Below are 17,530 nucleotides of genomic sequence, written 5' to 3' on the forward strand. Positions count from 1 at the left end.
TTCAATATTCCTCACTCGCTTGCTTTATGCCGATTTGGCAACTTTGTGCAAATCTACTCATTCCCAACTGTTTACGTTCCAACCTCTCTTATTCTACTTTGGCTGCTTTAGAGCTTTATGTTAACGAATCTAACTCATAGTTTTCTTCCCTCCAACTCACCGTTTTCTGGAGCATAAGTCATAGTTTGCACCATGACAAAGCTGTGTTTATGCCCCAAAAATATAACACGGACAAATTGAATTTGTCCGGTTGTTTGTCCGGCACCTTTATAATCTTCTCATAGTCAGCGATTTATATCATGCCGGACAAATTCGTCCGGACAAATTCAATTTGTCCGTGTTTTTTTTCTGAGAAAGTTTTCCTCATCCCGATTCAAGCAAAAACATTTGGGGGATTTGGAACATTTCAAGCAAAAACATTTGGGGGATTTGGAACATTTTAACAAAAAACATTTGGGGGATTTGGAACTTATATGTATCTTTGCGCTCAAAATCAGCAAGTTATGAGAAAAAGAACATTTAAAAGAAAAGTGTACGACAAAATGCTCGAATGGAAGCGAGAGAGAAATGGTAGCACAGCCCTCTTGCTCAAAGGAGCACGCCGTGTAGGAAAGTCAACAGTAGCCAAAGCTTTCGCAGAAAATGAATACAAAAGCTATATCCTTATAGATTTCGCACAAGCATCAAAGGAAGTGAAACAGCTGTTTGACAACCTCATGGACTTGAACTACATATTTTTACGCCTCCAATCAATCTACCAAGTAATCTTGGAGCCACGCAAATCAGCCATCATTTTCGATGAAGTACAAATGTGCCCACAAGCCCGGCAAGCCATCAAATACCTAGTAGCAGACGGAAGATACGACTACATAGAGACAGGCTCTCTTATCAGTATCAAAAAGAATGTAGAAAACATTTTGATTCCAAGCGAAGAAACACGTTTGGATCTCTATCCGATGGATTACGAGGAATTTCGATGGGCAATGGGCGATACTGCTACATTTCCCCTTCTCAAGCAGTTTCTCGATGCAAAAGTTCCATTGGGAGCAGCGCATCGAGAAGCTATGCGCAACCTTCGTCTATATATGCTTGTAGGTGGAATGCCACAAGCCGTAAACGAGTACTTAGACACCAACAATCTGAGCAAAACAGATGCCGTAAAACGAGAAATCATAGAACTTTATCTTGACGACTTTAGAAAAATTGACAAAACAGGAAGAGCTGCCAAGTTATTCGAGAGCATCCCTTCCGAATTAAACAAAAATTCTGCCAGATACCAGGTAGCAAGCGTATTGGATGATGCAGGCAGAAAGAACCTCATGGGAGTCTTGGCAGACATGAAAGACAGCATGGTGGTCAATTTCGCCTACCACGCAAATGATCCCAATGTTGGTTTTTCATTACATAGTGACGAAGACTACTATAAAATGTTTGTTGGAGACACAGGTCTATTCGTCACACTTGCTTTTTGGGATAAAGACTACACAGAGAACACCATTTACGAAAAGTTGTTGAGCGACAAACTGAGTAGCGATATGGGATATGCCTATGAGAATCTCGTTGCCCAAATGCTTACCGCATCAGGAAACAAACTGTTCTATTATACATTTCCCCATGCAACAAGCCACAAGAACTATGAGATAGATTTCTTGCTATCTCGTGGCAAGAAGATTTATCCGATAGAAGTGAAATCATCAGGATATAACAGTCACAAGTCGCTAGATGAATTTTGCCAGAAGTTCTCTGATAGAATTGACAAAAGATACCTATTATATACGAAAGATTTCAAAAAAGATGGACAGACCTTATTGGTGCCAATATATATGACACCCTTGCTATAAATAAAATATAACACGGACAAATTGAATTTGTCCGTGTTTTTTTTCTTGGAAAGAAGCGAGCTTTACAGCCAGCATTCTTGCCCCTGTATTCGTCAAAAGTGTGATTTATCACAAAAAAATCGAATAACATGGGGATAAAACGTAATAATGTGAAGAACGGCATCTGCTCTGCCTATTACACTATCCTCCTCCACCAAGATGTAAGCACCCATCAAATTAAAAATGAACCATCCCTACACGCACTTCCTTGTTTGGATAATCCAGCTGATAGCTCTGCAAGATAGGGTTATACTTCTTGATGGTGAGATACCCACTCTGATAAAGCAATGGTAAAGCAGAAGTCATCTGCTCAGGAGAGACATCGAAATCATCCACCCCTACGGATTTCTGTTCTATATCCATCACCCCCACATGATGTTTGCGTAAAGTGTTGATAATGTATGCAGGAGTACCTGAACTAAACCAATAAGCTGCTATTTCCTTACTTCTCAACGCTTTAACCAGACTAAATGGATTAAACACATCTTCTGATTTTTTACTGAAATGATAACCATCATAATATGAACCCAACTCGGCAACCGTTTCATCAAAAGTTTTTCCCAAAGACTTGGCTAGCAACTCAACATCAGGCTTCATCACCGTCAGTAGTTCTGTCTTGCTGATACCACAGATAGCAGAATACTGATCGAACATGCTGATATTATCCAAATTATTGATCTCGCTAAAGATACTCAACTGAGAGAACTTGGTGATACCCGTGATAAAAGTAAATTCCAGCCAAGGGTCGAGATATTTCAATGGGCTATAGAACTTCCTCATAACCAAGCGCAATGGCATCAAACTTTCCTTCTCATGCACGACATCCAAGAGAGGAGCATCATATTCGTCTATCAAAACGACCACCTTTTGACCCGTCTTCTTATAGGCACGCTTCACCAAAGACTGCAAACGCTGGCTCGGCTGCACCGCCAATTCGTCACGTCCATAGACCTGCTCGTATTCTGAAAGCATGTAGCCCAGCATCTCTTCTAACCCTTCGGGTGTCTGATTTTTGGCAGTACTCATGTCGAAGTGAAGAACAGGACGTTTCACCCATTCTTTCTCATATTCGCCAAGTGCCAAACCATCAAACAGTTCCTTCCTGCCCTCATAATATGCCTGGAGCGTAGAGACAAAAAGCGACTTACCGAATCGTCTTGGACGACTCAGAAACACATATTTAGAACCATTACGCAAGAAATCGACAATATACCTTGTCTTATCTACGTACACATAATTACCCTCTCGTATATCAGAGAAAGTTTGCATTCCTACTGGGTATTTTCTTATCTCTTCCATAGCCATATTACTTTAGACGGTGCGAAGTTACGAATAAAATATCAGATACGCAAATAAAAAGACAAAAAAAAGAGAGGCGAGCTTCAGAGCCAGCCTCTCCCGAGAGATTTATAGAAAATACCACTCATGGCATTCCTATATCTTGATTAAAAATATTATCAAAATCTATGAAACTTAGCTTATCCTTTTGCAATATTAATACTTAGGATTCTGCTGCAGTTCCTTATTGTAGTCGCGCTCAGCCTGAGGAATTGGTAAAATCGTACGATAATCGTTATATTTGATTTCATCCTCATCGCCACTTGTTACACTCTGGTGATTACGCCAATATGCATAAGTTATCTGGTTCTCGCAGAACAACTCAATCTCATATTGATGAAGAATATCCTGAAGAGTTACAGATGTAACATCCTCATATCCTTCAATACGCTTTTCCTGAATAGCATTGATGTATTCAGCTGCGGCAGCACTTGTTCCAGTCAAAGTGTATGAACCAGGATTGTCAATGTGCCACTGAGCCTCTGCAGCAATCAAATAAACCTCAGAAAGACGGATAATCTTTGGATTATTTACGTAGATATTAGCATTCTGACCAGGATACTTGGCAGGATAATAACCTGCTGCAGCCTGATACTTTTTAGCATCTGTCTGATCTTTAATCAAACCAGAACGTATGTCTTTTGGATGAGTAGAAAGATACTTATACAAGTAGCCTTTAGTGTTAAAAGCGCACTCAGGATAACCTGTTGCATCTGTATAATAGCCAGGACCATAACGCTGAGCATTATACTCAGTAGAAAGCTTCATCTCAAAAAGAGATTCTGCTGCGCCTTCGCTTGCCCAAGAAGAAATATAATTACTTCTTGAAAGAAGTTCCAATGCAGAATTCTTGTCATTAGAATAGTCTATTACCTCCTTAGCATCAGCGAGAGCCTTGGTGTATTCACCAGCATAAAGGTAAGCACGAGCACGAAGAGCCAAAGCTGCATAATAATTAAAGTAACCTACATCAGAAGTTTTGCTCAGCAAAGGAAGTGCATCGGTAAACTGCTGAATAATGTAGTCGTAAGTTGTTTTCAAATCTGTACGAGTACCCTTATAATCCTGTGGGAAAGTTTTGTCTGCCAAAACCAAGCCCAAAGAGTTTGAAGGATTATCCACTGTTGTTGGAATGTAACAGAACATACGAGCCAAGTCGAAATGCAGCAAACCACGCCAAGCAATCAACTGACCTTTGAGATTGTCAATTGTAGCCTGCTCACCTTCCACATTAGGAACAGCTTCCAAAGCACTGTTTACATTTGACAATGCCTTATAGAAAATCTGATAACCTGCATCAGGATATGTTCCGTTTGGAGAATAAGCATATTGGCGGATTTCATCTGTCTGTCCCTGTGAAGATGGTGCCATGAAATCGTTAGTACGCAAATCACCAAAAAGAGTAAACTCAGAGGCGTATGACATTCTATCATAACCAACCAAAGAACCAGAGAGAACAAAACCAATACCATTGACGGCATTCTGCAAATCAGAAGTACTCTTAATAGCAGAGTTGGTAGGTAGTTCTGTAGAAGGTTCTCTATCGAGGAAGTCGCTGCATGAAGAGAACATCATGCTTGCAGCAATACCCAATACTAAATATATCTTTTTCATATTTATAATCTTCTATTATTGTTTAAAAACTGAAATTGAGACCGAACAGGAACTGACGGGTTGTTGGAGTATCAGTCTGACGATAACCATTAACATCTACATCTGGATCCAAATCCTTGGCTGCATTGTAAATCAAGAAAGGATTGGTTGCACGGAAATAAACGCGCAAGTTGCTGATATACTTCTTGAAATATGGCACAGTCCAACCAATAGTAATATCACGCATACGAATATTATCAGTAGAGATAATCTCACGAGAAGAGAACTTATCTGAACGATAAGGATTACCCATAATTGGCTTAGGGAACTCTGCTACATCACCTGGCTTTCTCCAATAATTACCAGCTACACGCTTAGACATATTGAATGTGCCCATACGAACACCATCGCTATAAGTCAAGAAGTAACCTGGATAATCGAACAAATCACCACCAAACTGATAAGAAATCATGAATGAAAGATCAAAGTCCTTGTAACGGAAAGTATTGGTCATACCACCAATCCAATCAGGAACACCCTTACCGACAATTGTCTTGCCTGCCTTTGAATAATCAGCTGTTACACCCTTAGACTCATCCTCTGGGTCAAGCCAGAATTCCATCAAACCGGTCTCAGAGTTTACACCCTTAGCTTTTGGCAAATAGAATGTATGCATAGACTCACCCTCACGGAGCAAGTACATATTACCATCACCATACTGAACATCGTCACCATTAGGCAACTTATTGACCTTGATGCTCTGCTTGGTCAAATTGAAATCTGTGGTCCAAGAAAAATCACTTGTACGAATATTCTGAGAGCTTACAGAGAATTCAAGACCCTGATTCTTCAACTCACCGATATTATTCCAATAACTGTTGAAACCAGTTGCGTATGATACTGGCATCTGGAAAAGAAGGTCTTTTGTCAACTTGTTGTAATAATCGAAAGTCAATGTCACACGATTATACAAAGTCCAATCCAAACCGACATTGAAGTTGTGAGATTTTTCCCAGCTCAATTTTTCATTAGCCATCTGACTCCAGAAAATTGCTGGTTGTGAGCCATAACCACCAGAAGTAGAATATGTACCCATATAGCCATAATAATCTGTAGGCAGGTTACCATTAGTACCATAAGAAAGACGAAGCTTCAAATCGCTGAACAAATCATTGTCCTTCAAGAATTCCTCACTGCTGATACGCCAAGCACCAGATACAGAGAAGAAGTCAGACCAACGGTTGTCTGCTGCCAAACGTGAAGAACCATCACGACGATAACTTGCAGAGAAATAGTACTTATTATCATAGTTGTAGTTTAAGCTACCCAACCATGACATCATTGCAGCAGTATAGCTCATGCTGGAGTTACTATTAGACTGGCCATTAGACAACTCAGGCAATGCAGCTGCATAATTCTGAGCAGAAGCATACAATATCAACAGGTCGCGCTTCTCTGTCTCAAAACCAGCCATTGCAGCAAGATTATGCTTACCAAATGAATGATTATAATTCAATGTTGTAGAAGAAGTAAGAGTCTTACTTGTATAAACGCTACGAGAACCAATACCATTCTGAGCCTTACCATTTACACTCTTTGGAGCCCAGAACTCGCGGATACTGTTGCTCATATAGTCGAAACCAAAGACTGAACGTAAAGTCAAATCATATGGCAACTTTAATTCACCTTCAACATTAGTCAAACTACGCATCAATTCTGCATCCAATGTCTCTGAACGATCGCCCTGATCTTTTACATTACCAAACATCAAGTTTGGATTAGAGACTTGAGATGAGAAAGAAGCGCTTGCATTATATGAACCATCTTCATTCTTTACCTTGGCAGTAGGGTCCATTGAGAAAAGAACAGACAGTGGTGAACTTGTACCAATTCCCTGTGCCTGGTCACCCTGATCACGGAAACCAGAAGTATTGGTAAATGAAAGCATTTCCTTTGCAGAAACCTTGAACCAGTCTGTTACTTTATGATCCAAATTCAAACGACCACTATAACGGTCAAAAGAACTACCCTTTACTGTACCATTCACCTTATTATAGCCAAAGCTGGTGAAGAATTTCGTACGGTCATTACCACCATCAATAGAAATCTGATGGTCTGTGGTGAAACCTGTGCGGTAAATTTCCTTATACCAGTCAGTTGTCTCATTAGAGTCATAATTACTAAAATAACCAGATTTAATTTCTGCTAAAGCAGCAGAAGAAGCATCCATACCAGGATAATATATATTCAATGCATTTGGATACATTTCAAAATAGTTCTTGACTGCATCAGTCCAATACTCCTTCAACTCAGCACTATTCATGGTCTCGAATGCACTCTTTTTGGCAATATTACTCCAACCCATCTGCATATCATAGTTGACATGTGTCTTACCTTCCTTACCTCTCTTGGTAGTAATGATAATGACACCATTGGCTGCACGAGAACCATAGAGTGAAGATGCAGCAGCATCCTTCAATACGGTCATGCTTTCAATATCATTTGGGTTGATAGAAGACAAGATAGACTGAGAACGGGTATGACCACCAGCATTTTCCATATCACTATTTGATACAGGAACACCATCAATAACAAACAAAGGCTGAGTAGAGCCATTGATAGAACCAATACCACGAATCAAAATACTCTGGTCAGAACCTGGGTCACCTGTAGAAGCACCAAGATTGACACCAGCCATTTTACCCTCGAGTGACTTAACAAGTGAAGACTTTGCTGCAGACATATCCTTGTCCTTCATTACAGCTGCAGAACCTGTAAAGGAAGCCTTGGTAGTTGTACCATAAGCAACAACTACGACCTCATCCAGGGTTTTGTTATCAGAAGTCAAAGCAATCTTCATGTTAGAACTTGCTTTAACAGTTTGTGGATTCATACCTATATAGGTAATCTCCAACTTGGAGCCGGCTGGAACATTCAAACTGAAGTTTCCATCGACGTCCGTAACAGTACCCGTATTAGTACCAGCTACTTTGATTGATGCGCCAATAACAGGCTCACCATCCTCAGAAGCTACTACCTTACCGGTAACAGATGTTTGGGCAAAGGCTACTCCACAACTGAGAATTGCCCCCCCCCACAAATAAAGCGATTCTTTTAAACATAATCTCTCTCTTTATTAGATAATAATTTATAAATTTATAATAATCGGCTGCAAAATTAGATTTTTTTTCGGATATTTGCAAATATTTTGAAAGAAAAATTTAATAGCGCACATAAAAAAGTCTGTTTTTAACACTTCTACCTTGTCATATTGCAACAAAAAGGATATTTTTGCAGCAATAAGGCTATAATTTGTAAGAACAGAAATAAGAAGGTTCTTAAGTTATCTATACCGGCATCTGCCGGGTAAGACGTATTGCTTAAATACGTAGAACAAATAGATTAAATAGTCACAGCTCTACGGTTCATCGGTTCTAACAATTAGTTCCGTTCGGTTGACGGCATATGCCAGCAATGTTGCTGACATATGTCAATAACTCGTTTGGCATATGTCAGGAACATTGTTGACATATGTCAGGAACATTGTTGGCATATGTCAGGAACCCTACAAATCTAATTCCTCAGACCAACAGATACGCTATCTATAAGCATAAGATATATCTGTTTCAGGCTTATTATCTGCAAAGAATAAATAGAATATCATACTGACTGCAGGGAGCGGAATACTTGACATACCACAAAAAAGAAAACGTTTACGGCACTTTTTAGTTAAAAAATTTGGGTATATTGCACATTTTTCGTAATTTTGCGCACGATTTCAACGACTAGAACAAAACAAAGTGGTTTTACACCTTATTATATATAGAGAGAATGATATATGTAGGGGATGTCGTTAGTATAAACAAAAGTATTAAGATAACAATGACTCACAATTTGTTAAAAGGCAAGCGTGGCATCATCTTCGGTGCACTCAATGAGGAATCAATCGCTTGGAAAGTAGCTGTAAAGGCTGCTGAAGAGGGTGCTACTATCGCACTTAGTAATACAGCTATGGCTTTGCGTATGGGTACGCTGGATAAGCTCGCTGAACAGATCAACGCTCCTATCATCGCAGCTGATGCGACTAGCGTAGAAGACTTGGAAAAGGTATTCACAGAGGCTCAGGAGAAACTCGGTGGCAAAATCGACTTCGTGCTCCACTCTGTAGCTATGAGCCCTAACGTTCGCAAGCATCGTACATACGATGACCTCGACTACAACTTCCTGAACAAGACATTGGACATCTCTGCTATCTCTTTCCATAAGATGTTGCAGGTAGCCAAGAAGTTGGATGCTATCAACGAGTGGGGTTCTGTAGTAGCTCTCACATACGTAGCTTCTCAGCGTACATTCTTCGGTTACAACGATATGGCTGATGCCAAGAGCATGCTCGAAAGTATCGCCCGCAGCTTCGGTTACATCTATGGTCGTGAGAAGCATGTGCGCATCAACACCATCTCTCAGAGCCCTACAGCTACAACAGCAGGTAAGGGTATCAAGGATATCGAGAATATGATGGACTTCGCCGACAAGATGTCTCCACTTGGAAACGCCGTAGCTGAGGATTGCGCTAACTACTGCGTGATGATGTTCTCTGACTTCACCCGCAAGGTAACCATGCAGAACCTCTTCCACGATGGTGGTTTCTCATCAATGGGTATGAGCCTCCGTGCCATGAACCAGTATGCTAAGGATATAACTCCTTATGAGGATGAGAATGGTAAGGTTATCTACGGATAATCAGGCAGAAGAGAAAAAATCTCACTAATATACAGACAGGTATGTTCAGTAAAATCTGGGCATACCTGTTTTTTTATTCATATCCACCCTCTATCTTAAACTTGGCAACAAGCGGAAGATGATCGCTGTATCCACCCAAATATCGTGGACCGATATAGGTGCGGAAAGGTTTCTTTCCGCCATATTTCTCATCATCTTCTAAGAGGAATGGCAAATCTCCTATCTGACAACTCATCTTAAGCCGGGAAAGCGAAGGACTGAAGAGAATCTGGTCAAGACTTCGCCAATCTCCATGCCAGCGATAAGTAGCCTTGGCACCATGAGAGCCTTTGACGCCAACAGATATATTAATAAGGTGATGCTGATAAAGATAACGAAGAGCCGGAGAATCGGAATAATCGTTGAAATCGCCGGCTACGATAATCCTTGCACTATCATTGAGCGCATAGATAGAATCTACAGCAGAAACCAGCTGGCTGGCTACCTGCAGGCGGTAGGGACGCGAAACCTGTTCGCCGCCACGACGGCTAGGCGCATGCAATACAAAGACATGGAGCGTATCATCATTCATAATCCGCCCCGAAGCGTAGAGAATATCTCTCGTAGGACGAGTATCAGGCAGCGGCTTGATGCGGATGGACCGGAACTGTATAAGCGCAAAAGAAGATGGCTGATAAAGCAAAGCCACATCTATGCCTCGTTCATCGGGCGAATCGGTCATCACATAATCATAATTCACACCGCGAAGAGCTGAACGCCGGGTTAAATCAAACAGCACACTATCGTTCTCCACTTCGCAAAGCGCCACAAAATCGGGAACATGCCAGGACTTCTCCGAGGGTCTTGAAGGATTATCTGGGGAGGCGGTACCAACAAGCGCCAAATCTTCATAACCCAAAGCTACTATAGTCTTGGAAAGATTTGCCAGCTTGCGCCAATAGCGATAAGGCGTCCACTTGTAACTGCTCTGTGGCAGGAATTCATAGTCATTCTTCAGCGAATCATGCCTCGTATCGAAGAGGTTTTCGCAGTTCAACTCCACAAAAGTGAGGAAACTTGATAAGATGAGAGTGAAAAACATAACATTTTATTTTGTATTGTCAACGATTTGATGTATCTTTGCAGTCGGTTTACAATGGTCCTATAGTTTAACGGATAGAACGGAGGTTTCCTAAACCTTTGATCCGAGTTCGATTCTCGGTGGGACCACGTACTTTCCTTATCATTCCAGAGATGATAAAACAATAAAGGTCGCTCCTGACAATCAGGAAGCGACCTTTATTATTTTTATATTCTTTCCAGTATCTTTCTCTATCCGACATACATCGGACAGAGAAAGAATGAAGAGTTTCTGATTACTTAACTTCTGCAACCTCCTCAGCTGGCTCTTCCTTAATCTTACGACCAAGAACGATGTAAGCCATTGGAGATGCAATGAAGATAGATGACAATGTACCGAATACAACACCCAGAATCATTGCGAATGAGAAGCTGCGGATGCTGTCACCACCGAGGATGAAGATACAGAGCAACACGAGCAATGTAGATGTAGATGTATTGATGGTACGAGCCAATGTCTCATTGATAGATGCATTGAAGAGCTGCTGACGGTCGCCCTTAGGATGCAACTTCAAGTTCTCACGGATACGGTCGAATACAACCACCTTATCGTTGATAGAGTAACCTACCACGGTCAGGATAGCACCGATGAAGGTCTGGTCAATCTCCAATGAGAATGGAACGAGACCCCACAGGAGTGAGTAGAAACCGATTACTGTCAAGGCATCAAATGCCAAAGCTACAGTAGAACCTACAGAGAAGGCCACGTTGCGGAAACGTACCAGGATGTAGAGGAAGATAGCAATCAAGGCGAAGAGCACACTATAGATAGCACCCATAGTGATATCCTTAGCCACAGAAGGACCTACCTTTGTACTACTGATGATAGAACCACCCTGACGAACATCTGGATTCTTGAATGCCTCAACACTCTTCTGAGAAACCAGGTTAGCCTTCTTCAAGGCATTGTAAAGGATAGTCTCAGCCTCATCGTCAACAGTTGGACTGTTGCTCTCAATCATATAGTTGGTAGATACACGGATGGTCTTGCCATCTGTACCGATAGCGATAGCACCAGTAGTTGCCTTTGAACCATCTGCATTGACGAATGCATCACCAAGAACAGTACGGATCTGCTCAGGCTCTACAGGATTCTCGAACTGTACTACATAGTTACGACCACCAGTGAAGTCGATACTCTTACTCAAGCCACGAACAAAGAAGCTACCGATGAATACCACAGCTGCTACGATGGCAACGGTGAAGGTAGTCTTGTACATAGACATAAACTTGTACTTCTTACCCTGCATCAGGTTGTGAGAAACTGGAGTATCAAACTTGCAGTGCATCCACTTATCGTGGTTCAACTTATAGTCGTAAACCAGACGAGTCAGGAACACAGCAGTGAAGAATGAAACTACGATACCGATGATCCATGTAGTAGCGAAACCACGGATAGGACCTGTACCGGTAGTCAACAGGATAACACCAGTAATCAAAGATGTCAAGTTAGAGTCGAAGATAGCAGAGAAGGCATTGCCATAACCGGCAGCTACAGCCTGCTTCATACCTTTACCGGAGCGGAGCTCCTCCTTGATACGCTCATAGATAAGCACGTTGGCATCCACGGCAGTACCCAGAGACAAGACCATACCGGCAAGACCTGGCAATGTCAAGGCTGCCTGGAAGGACGTCAGAATACCCAGCGTGAAGAATACGTTGACGAGCAATGCCAGGTTAGCCATCATACCAGGAATGATGTTGTACATCATCACCATGTAAACCATCAGGAGTACGAAAGCTACAACGAATGATACAATACCCATCTGGATAGACTGTGCACCGAGTGTAGGACCTACAACCTCCTCCTGAACGATACGTGCAGGAGCTGGCATACGACCAGACTTCAATGTGTTAGCCAAGTCCTTGGTATCCTCGATAGTGAAGTTACCGGAAATCTGAGAGCTACCACCATCAATCTCGCCGTTTACGCGAGGAGCAGAGTAAACTACGCCATCCAGAACGATAGCAATAGCCTTACCTACGTTAGCCTTTGTCATCTGAGCCCACTTACGTGCGCCCTCAGTATTCATCTTCATACTAACAACAGGTGAACCCATCTGGTCGAACTCGTCCTTAGCATCGGTAATTACATCACCCTCCAAAGGAGCACGACCTGTAGTGGTAGTAACCTTCAAGGCGTGAAGCTCGAAGATATTCTTAACCTTCAGGTTATCAGCTGGCTTAGCACTCCAAAGCAGACGCAAGTCTGATGGCAAAACGCGCTTAGCCACAGCAGAGTAGATAATCTTGTTGATAGCAGCTGTATCGCGAACACTAGCATAACCAACAGTGCTCAAACCACCACCGAGCTGCAAACGAGCCAACAATGGGTGAGCCTTGATAGCAGCAGCATTCTGAGCATCCTCGCCTACCTTGCTTGCAGCATCGTCCTTCTTCTTGATAGAGAACTTAGCCTCAGCCTTCTTAGGTTCAGCCTTAGCAACTACCTTCTTAGCTGCTGCAGAATCTGCTGCAACTGTATCGTTCTTCTCCTCACCATTATCACCATTTGCGATACGGGTATCAAGCTGCTGGAGATAAGGAGCGATTTCCTCAGAGTTGTATGTCTCCCAGAACTCAAGGTTAGCACTACCCTGGAGCATCTTACGCATACGCTCTGGCTGGCTGATACCTGGCATTTCTACCATAATACGACCCTGCTGACCTTCCAACTTCTGGATGTTAGGCTGTACAACACCGAACTTATCGATACGGGTGCGGACAACATTGAAAGAGTTGTCGATAGCATCCTGTACAGAAGCGCGGATAGCCTTCTCTACCTCTGCGTCGCTGCTCTGAGGAGAAACCTTGCCCTGCAACTGCTGGGTAGCGAATACTTCTGCGAGTTTATGACCTGGTGCGCTCTTATGATAAGCGTTAATGAAAAGTGACACGAAGTCACCACCGTTAGCTTCTTCCTGAGCTCTAGCTTCCTTCATGGCATTGGTAAAACCAGCGTCGGTCTTATGATCGGCAAGGTTTTCAAGTACATCAGGTACAGAAATCTCAAGAATTACATTCATACCGCCCTTAAGGTCAAGTCCAAGACCAATCTGAGTCTCCAAGCAGTTCTGGTAAGAATAAACACCTAAGTACTTAACAGAATCCTTATAATCCTGCTGAGCAATAGGATCTTTAATCTTTGCAGCCTCGCTGTCATAGTAACGTGTGGCAAACGAGAATGACAAATAGAAGATACTTGCGAGTGTCAGTAAGACGGCTACACAAATTACAATTCCTTTGTTTTGCATTTCTATTTATTGTTATTAATTATTTGTTTCTTTTCAATTGCTTTTAGGGATTCTTTCAAAAACCTCCATAAAGTTGTGCAAAAATAAGCATTTTTTTTCTTATATAAGAATAATTTGCTCTATTTTTGCTTTTTAGGGCGCATTTTTAGCTTACAAATGATAGGATAGTGGTCTGAAACGGCGATTTTATCATCAACTTTGCATTCATAAGGCTCCCAATCGTCTGAACACATGATATTGTCAATGCGAACAAAAAAGCCTCCATGATGATAGCTGATACCCGGTCCGTTACCACTTGCAATGTAGCAATCCGTCAAATCTTTAGCTATCGTTCGATGAGCATAAGAGATAGGACCATCATTAAAGTCACCGCACAAAATAATACTCTGTTCTTTATGCTGCTGAATGTATTTTGCTACAGCCTCAGCCTCCGGAGCCCGTTTCTTTGTTGCCTCGGCAAGTTTTACAACGAGCAGTTTGGACGTTTCTTCTGCAGTATCAACCTGCAATTTTCCGATAACCAGATTCTTGAACTGGCGTCTGTCCTCTAAACTTAAGCCGGTAGTTTCCAAATGATTATTGATGAGAAGGACCTCTCTATCTTTCACTTTCAGACGATACGCTACACTCATGTTTCCTTTCGATTCATAAGGAATTCGCTCTTTCGAAAGAATGGGGTATTTACTGAGCAACATAAGACAGTTTCCGCCATTCACGTGCATCGTTGTATCCTGAAAAGCATACATCGGCTTGAGCATGCTATCTATCTGTTCAATATTCCGGGAAGTAGGACATGCTTCCTGCAGACAAACAATATCAGCATCCTGCTCCTGCAGATAAGCAATACAAATATTAGTTCCTTCGGCATCCTCTGTCTGTGCACCAAAATTCCAGGTATTATATGATAGAACTTTGATACAACCTTTTGGAGTTTCGCCAGAAAAGTTGATTGGCATATACTTGCGGACAGGAACAAAACAGATCAAGAAGCCTAAGAATGGAATAATGGCATACTTAGACCGGAAGAGCAACCAGAAAAGCAAAAAGCCTAAGTTAACTATAAGAAAAACCGGGAAAAGTAAGCCAAGATTAGCCAATGCGGCGAACTTTTCCGGCTGAAAGAAGTCAGAAAAGCCCACCAGCAACATGATGATGATAGTTGCCACATTAGCACCAGCTACCATCTTATATGTAAATTCCTTAAATCCTTTAAACATAGTTTCCTACTTATTACTCTGATCAAAGAGCATCTGCTTTTCACTCTGAGTCAAGCTATCATAACCGCTTTTCCTTATCTTATCCAAGATCCTATCTATCTCTTCCTGAGATACGACCTTTTCATTGGTCTTACATTCAGCATCCTGTTCATAAGTCGGATTATAAGATTCATTCTTGGTATAAGTAAAATGCGTTCTACCTGCCCGACGCTTTCCGCCGAACATACCTTTCAACTTATCGAATGCATCAGCAGAATTAGACTGATAGTAACCATTACCAATCTGCTTACGCCAATAACGGATCAGGAAGAATCCAAAGACCATACCTCCCAAATGGGCAATATGAGCCACACCGTCATCAGAGAGAGAGAATGTTGAAACCAATTCTATGACAGCATAGCCTATCACGAAGAATTTAGCTTTAATAGGAACTGGCAACGGGAAAATGAAGAGACGCTCGTTTGGATAAATCATACCAAAGGCAAGCAATATGGCATAAATAGCTCCTGAAGCACCCACGGTAGTCCATAGGTTCAGATATTGCTCCATTGTTATTCTGGCTCCATTAACACTAACATAATCATAAGCTGCCATATCCTTTGCCACATAGGTAATATACTGTGCAGCTTCCTGGAACAAACCTGCTCCCACTCCACACACTATGTAATAAAAAAGGAATTTCTTTGGTCCCCAAACTCTTTCAACCACACAGCCAAACATCCATAAGGCAAACATATTAAAGAGAATATGCTGGAAACCACCATGCATAAACATGTAGGTAACTAACTGATAAATATGGAAATCGGATGCCAGGAAGAAATGAAGCCCAAACATATCTGTCAGGCCAGAACCGCCACCCATACTCTTATCCATCAGCATGCAAGCCAGGAATGCTACCACATTCACTATCAGCAAATTCTTTGTTACAATTGGAATATTGCGCATAACTTTATTTCTATAAACAGTTTAATAATCTTACTAATATTTGTATTTTGGCGACAAAATTACGAAAAATATCCGTGAAAACACCAAAAAATAGACTTATTACACTTAAATTTCAATAATTTCATCACTTTTCTGCTTTTTTTATTTGAACTTTCGCAAGAAAAAGCTATATTTGTAAACGAATTCAACTAAGAAACAACAATATTATTCATTTAATAACGAAAAATTATGAACAAGACAGAATTGATTGACAAGATTGCAGCAGGTGCTGAGATTACAAAGGCACAGGCTAAGGCCGCTCTTGAAGCTACAACAAACGCATTGAAGGAAGCCCTCATTGCAGGTGACAAGATCCAGTTGGTAGGTTTCGGTACATTCAGCATTAACGAGCGTCCTGCTCGTGAGGGTATCAATCCAGCTACTAAGGAGAAGATCCAGATTGCAGCTAAAAAGGTTGCTAAGTTCAAGGCTGGTGCTGAGCTTGCAGATGCAATCAACAAATAATTGTAAAGATTATTTTAATTACAAATATAGGGCAGTCCTTTATGGCTGCCCTATATTTTTTTATTCTATTCAAGTTTATTCAAACTTAAATCTTCATGTTTTGATCCTTTATTTTGGCTGCTTTCCGATATATGCCAAGATACCACCATCTACATAGAGAATGTGACCATTCACTGCATTAGAAGCATCTGAAGCCAAGAAAACTGCAGGACCTGCCAACTCTTCTGGTTCCAACCAGCGACCAGCAGGAGTCTTTGCACAAATGAAGCTGTCGAATGGATGACGGCTACCATCAGCCTGACACTCACGGAGAGGTGCTGTCTGAGGAGTTGCGATGTAACCAGGGCCCAAGCCATTGCACTGGATGTTGTACTCACCATACTCTGAGCAGATGTTACGTGTCAACATCTTCAAGCCACCCTTGGCAGCTGCGTATGCAGAAACAGTCTCACGGCCCAACTCGCTCATCATAGAACAGATGTTGATAATCTTACCATGCCCCTTCTTGATCATACCAGGGATAACTGCCTTAGATACGATGAAAGGTGCAGTGAGGTCAATGTCAACAACCTGCTTAAAGTCATCTACAGACATCTCTGTCATAGGAATACGCTTGATAATACCTGCGTTGTTTACCAAAATATCAATAACACCAAGTTCCTTCTCGATGTCAGCTACCATGTTTTTCACCTGTTCCTCATCTGTTACATCACAGATATAACCCTTTGCCTCAATACCCTTTGCTTTGTAATCTGCAAGAGCCTGATCCATGTGGTGCTGGCTACGGCAATTGAAAGCAATCTTAGCACCAGCCTTGGCATAAGCCTCAGCAATAGCGAAACCGATACCGTATGCGGCACCTGTTACGAGGGCAACCTTACCCTCCAATGAGAATAGTTTGTTAAAGTCCATACTTTTATTTTTTATAAATTGTTTGATT

11 protein-coding genes and 1 tRNA gene are annotated in these 17,530 nt (G+C 41.6%); 4 read left to right on the forward strand and 8 right to left on the reverse strand.

Annotated elements, in window-relative coordinates:
* The first annotated feature begins 503 nt into the window (after positions 1–503).
* Positions 504–1,841, forward strand: a complete 1,338-nt coding sequence (locus tag F7D47_RS06390; protein WP_153085068.1) for an ATP-binding protein — start codon at positions 504–506, stop codon at positions 1,839–1,841.
* A 216-nt stretch (positions 1,842–2,057) separates the two neighbouring features.
* Here F7D47_RS06390 and F7D47_RS06395 read toward each other — a convergent pair whose 3' ends face one another.
* The 3 genes from F7D47_RS06395 to F7D47_RS06405 all read right to left on the reverse strand — a co-directional run bounded on the left by F7D47_RS06395 (position 2,058) and on the right by F7D47_RS06405 (position 7,911).
* Complete coding sequence (locus tag F7D47_RS06395) at positions 2,058–3,179, reverse strand: ATP-binding protein (RefSeq protein WP_153085069.1); 1,122 nt, start codon at positions 3,177–3,179, stop codon at positions 2,058–2,060.
* 195 nt (positions 3,180–3,374) lie between these two features.
* Entirely contained in the window at positions 3,375–4,832 is a 1,458-nt protein-coding gene (locus F7D47_RS06400) for a RagB/SusD family nutrient uptake outer membrane protein (protein ID WP_153082758.1), read from the reverse strand.
* A gap of 22 nt (positions 4,833–4,854) precedes the next feature.
* Entirely contained in the window at positions 4,855–7,911 is a 3,057-nt protein-coding gene (locus tag F7D47_RS06405; RefSeq protein ID WP_153108139.1) for a SusC/RagA family TonB-linked outer membrane protein, read from the reverse strand.
* 782 nt (positions 7,912–8,693) lie between these two features.
* On the opposite strand from F7D47_RS06405, the gene F7D47_RS06410 reads away from it, so the two are divergent.
* Positions 8,694–9,551: an enoyl-ACP reductase FabI gene (locus tag F7D47_RS06410; RefSeq protein ID WP_022121533.1), complete on the forward strand. Its 858-nt coding sequence runs from the start codon at positions 8,694–8,696 to the stop codon at positions 9,549–9,551.
* Between the two features lie 73 nt (positions 9,552–9,624).
* Here F7D47_RS06410 and F7D47_RS06415 read toward each other — a convergent pair whose 3' ends face one another.
* On the reverse strand, positions 9,625–10,632 hold the full coding sequence (locus tag F7D47_RS06415; protein WP_153085071.1) for an endonuclease/exonuclease/phosphatase family protein: 1,008 nt from the start codon (positions 10,630–10,632) through the stop codon (positions 9,625–9,627).
* Positions 10,633–10,688: 56 nt separating this feature from the next.
* Here F7D47_RS06415 and F7D47_RS06420 point away from each other — a divergent pair.
* Positions 10,689–10,760, forward strand: a tRNA-Arg gene (locus tag F7D47_RS06420).
* A gap of 146 nt (positions 10,761–10,906) precedes the next feature.
* Here F7D47_RS06420 and secDF read toward each other — a convergent pair.
* The 3 genes from secDF to F7D47_RS06435 form a co-directional block, all read right to left on the reverse strand.
* Positions 10,907–13,924, reverse strand: a complete 3,018-nt coding sequence (gene secDF, locus F7D47_RS06425) for a protein translocase subunit SecDF (protein ID WP_153085072.1) — start codon at positions 13,922–13,924, stop codon at positions 10,907–10,909.
* A 119-nt stretch (positions 13,925–14,043) separates the two neighbouring features.
* Positions 14,044–15,141: an endonuclease/exonuclease/phosphatase family protein gene (locus F7D47_RS06430; RefSeq protein WP_153085073.1), complete on the reverse strand. Its 1,098-nt coding sequence runs from the start codon at positions 15,139–15,141 to the stop codon at positions 14,044–14,046.
* Between the two features lie 6 nt (positions 15,142–15,147).
* Positions 15,148–16,086, reverse strand: a complete 939-nt coding sequence (locus F7D47_RS06435; protein WP_022121528.1) for a rhomboid family intramembrane serine protease — start codon at positions 16,084–16,086, stop codon at positions 15,148–15,150.
* A 228-nt stretch (positions 16,087–16,314) separates the two neighbouring features.
* Between F7D47_RS06435 and F7D47_RS06440 the strand changes: the two genes are divergently transcribed.
* Positions 16,315–16,590 carry an HU family DNA-binding protein gene (locus F7D47_RS06440; protein WP_006848085.1) on the forward strand — a complete coding sequence of 92 codons (276 nt, stop codon included), beginning with the start codon at positions 16,315–16,317 and terminating at the stop codon, positions 16,588–16,590.
* Positions 16,591–16,698: 108 nt separating this feature from the next.
* Here the strand turns inward: F7D47_RS06440 and F7D47_RS06445 are convergent, their stop codons facing one another.
* Positions 16,699–17,502 carry a gluconate 5-dehydrogenase gene (locus F7D47_RS06445; protein ID WP_153085074.1) on the reverse strand — a complete coding sequence of 268 codons (804 nt, stop codon included), beginning with the start codon at positions 17,500–17,502 and terminating at the stop codon, positions 16,699–16,701.
* Positions 17,503–17,530 lie beyond the last annotated feature (28 nt).

The organism is Segatella copri (assembly GCF_009494835.1).
Classification (GTDB): Bacteria; Bacteroidota; Bacteroidia; order Bacteroidales; family Bacteroidaceae; genus Prevotella; species Prevotella copri_F.

Excerpts from the sequence above, each read along its gene's own strand:
- secDF (WP_153085072.1), bottom strand. The coding sequence starts at position 13,924 with ATGCAAAACAAAGGAATTGTAATTTGTGTAGCCGTCTTACTGACACTC.
- F7D47_RS06430 (WP_153085073.1), bottom strand. The coding sequence starts at position 15,141 with ATGTTTAAAGGATTTAAGGAATTTACATATAAGATGGTAGCTGGTGCT.
- F7D47_RS06410 (WP_022121533.1), top strand. The coding sequence starts at position 8,694 with ATGACTCACAATTTGTTAAAAGGCAAGCGTGGCATCATCTTCGGTGCA.
- F7D47_RS06395 (WP_153085069.1), bottom strand. The coding sequence starts at position 3,179 with ATGGAAGAGATAAGAAAATACCCAGTAGGAATGCAAACTTTCTCTGAT.
- F7D47_RS06390 (WP_153085068.1), top strand. The coding sequence starts at position 504 with ATGAGAAAAAGAACATTTAAAAGAAAAGTGTACGACAAAATGCTCGAA.
- F7D47_RS06415 (WP_153085071.1), bottom strand. The coding sequence starts at position 10,632 with ATGTTTTTCACTCTCATCTTATCAAGTTTCCTCACTTTTGTGGAGTTG.
- F7D47_RS06440 (WP_006848085.1), top strand. The coding sequence starts at position 16,315 with ATGAACAAGACAGAATTGATTGACAAGATTGCAGCAGGTGCTGAGATT.
- F7D47_RS06400 (WP_153082758.1), bottom strand. The coding sequence starts at position 4,832 with ATGAAAAAGATATATTTAGTATTGGGTATTGCTGCAAGCATGATGTTC.
- F7D47_RS06445 (WP_153085074.1), bottom strand. The coding sequence starts at position 17,502 with ATGGACTTTAACAAACTATTCTCATTGGAGGGTAAGGTTGCCCTCGTA.
- F7D47_RS06435 (WP_022121528.1), bottom strand. The coding sequence starts at position 16,086 with ATGCGCAATATTCCAATTGTAACAAAGAATTTGCTGATAGTGAATGTG.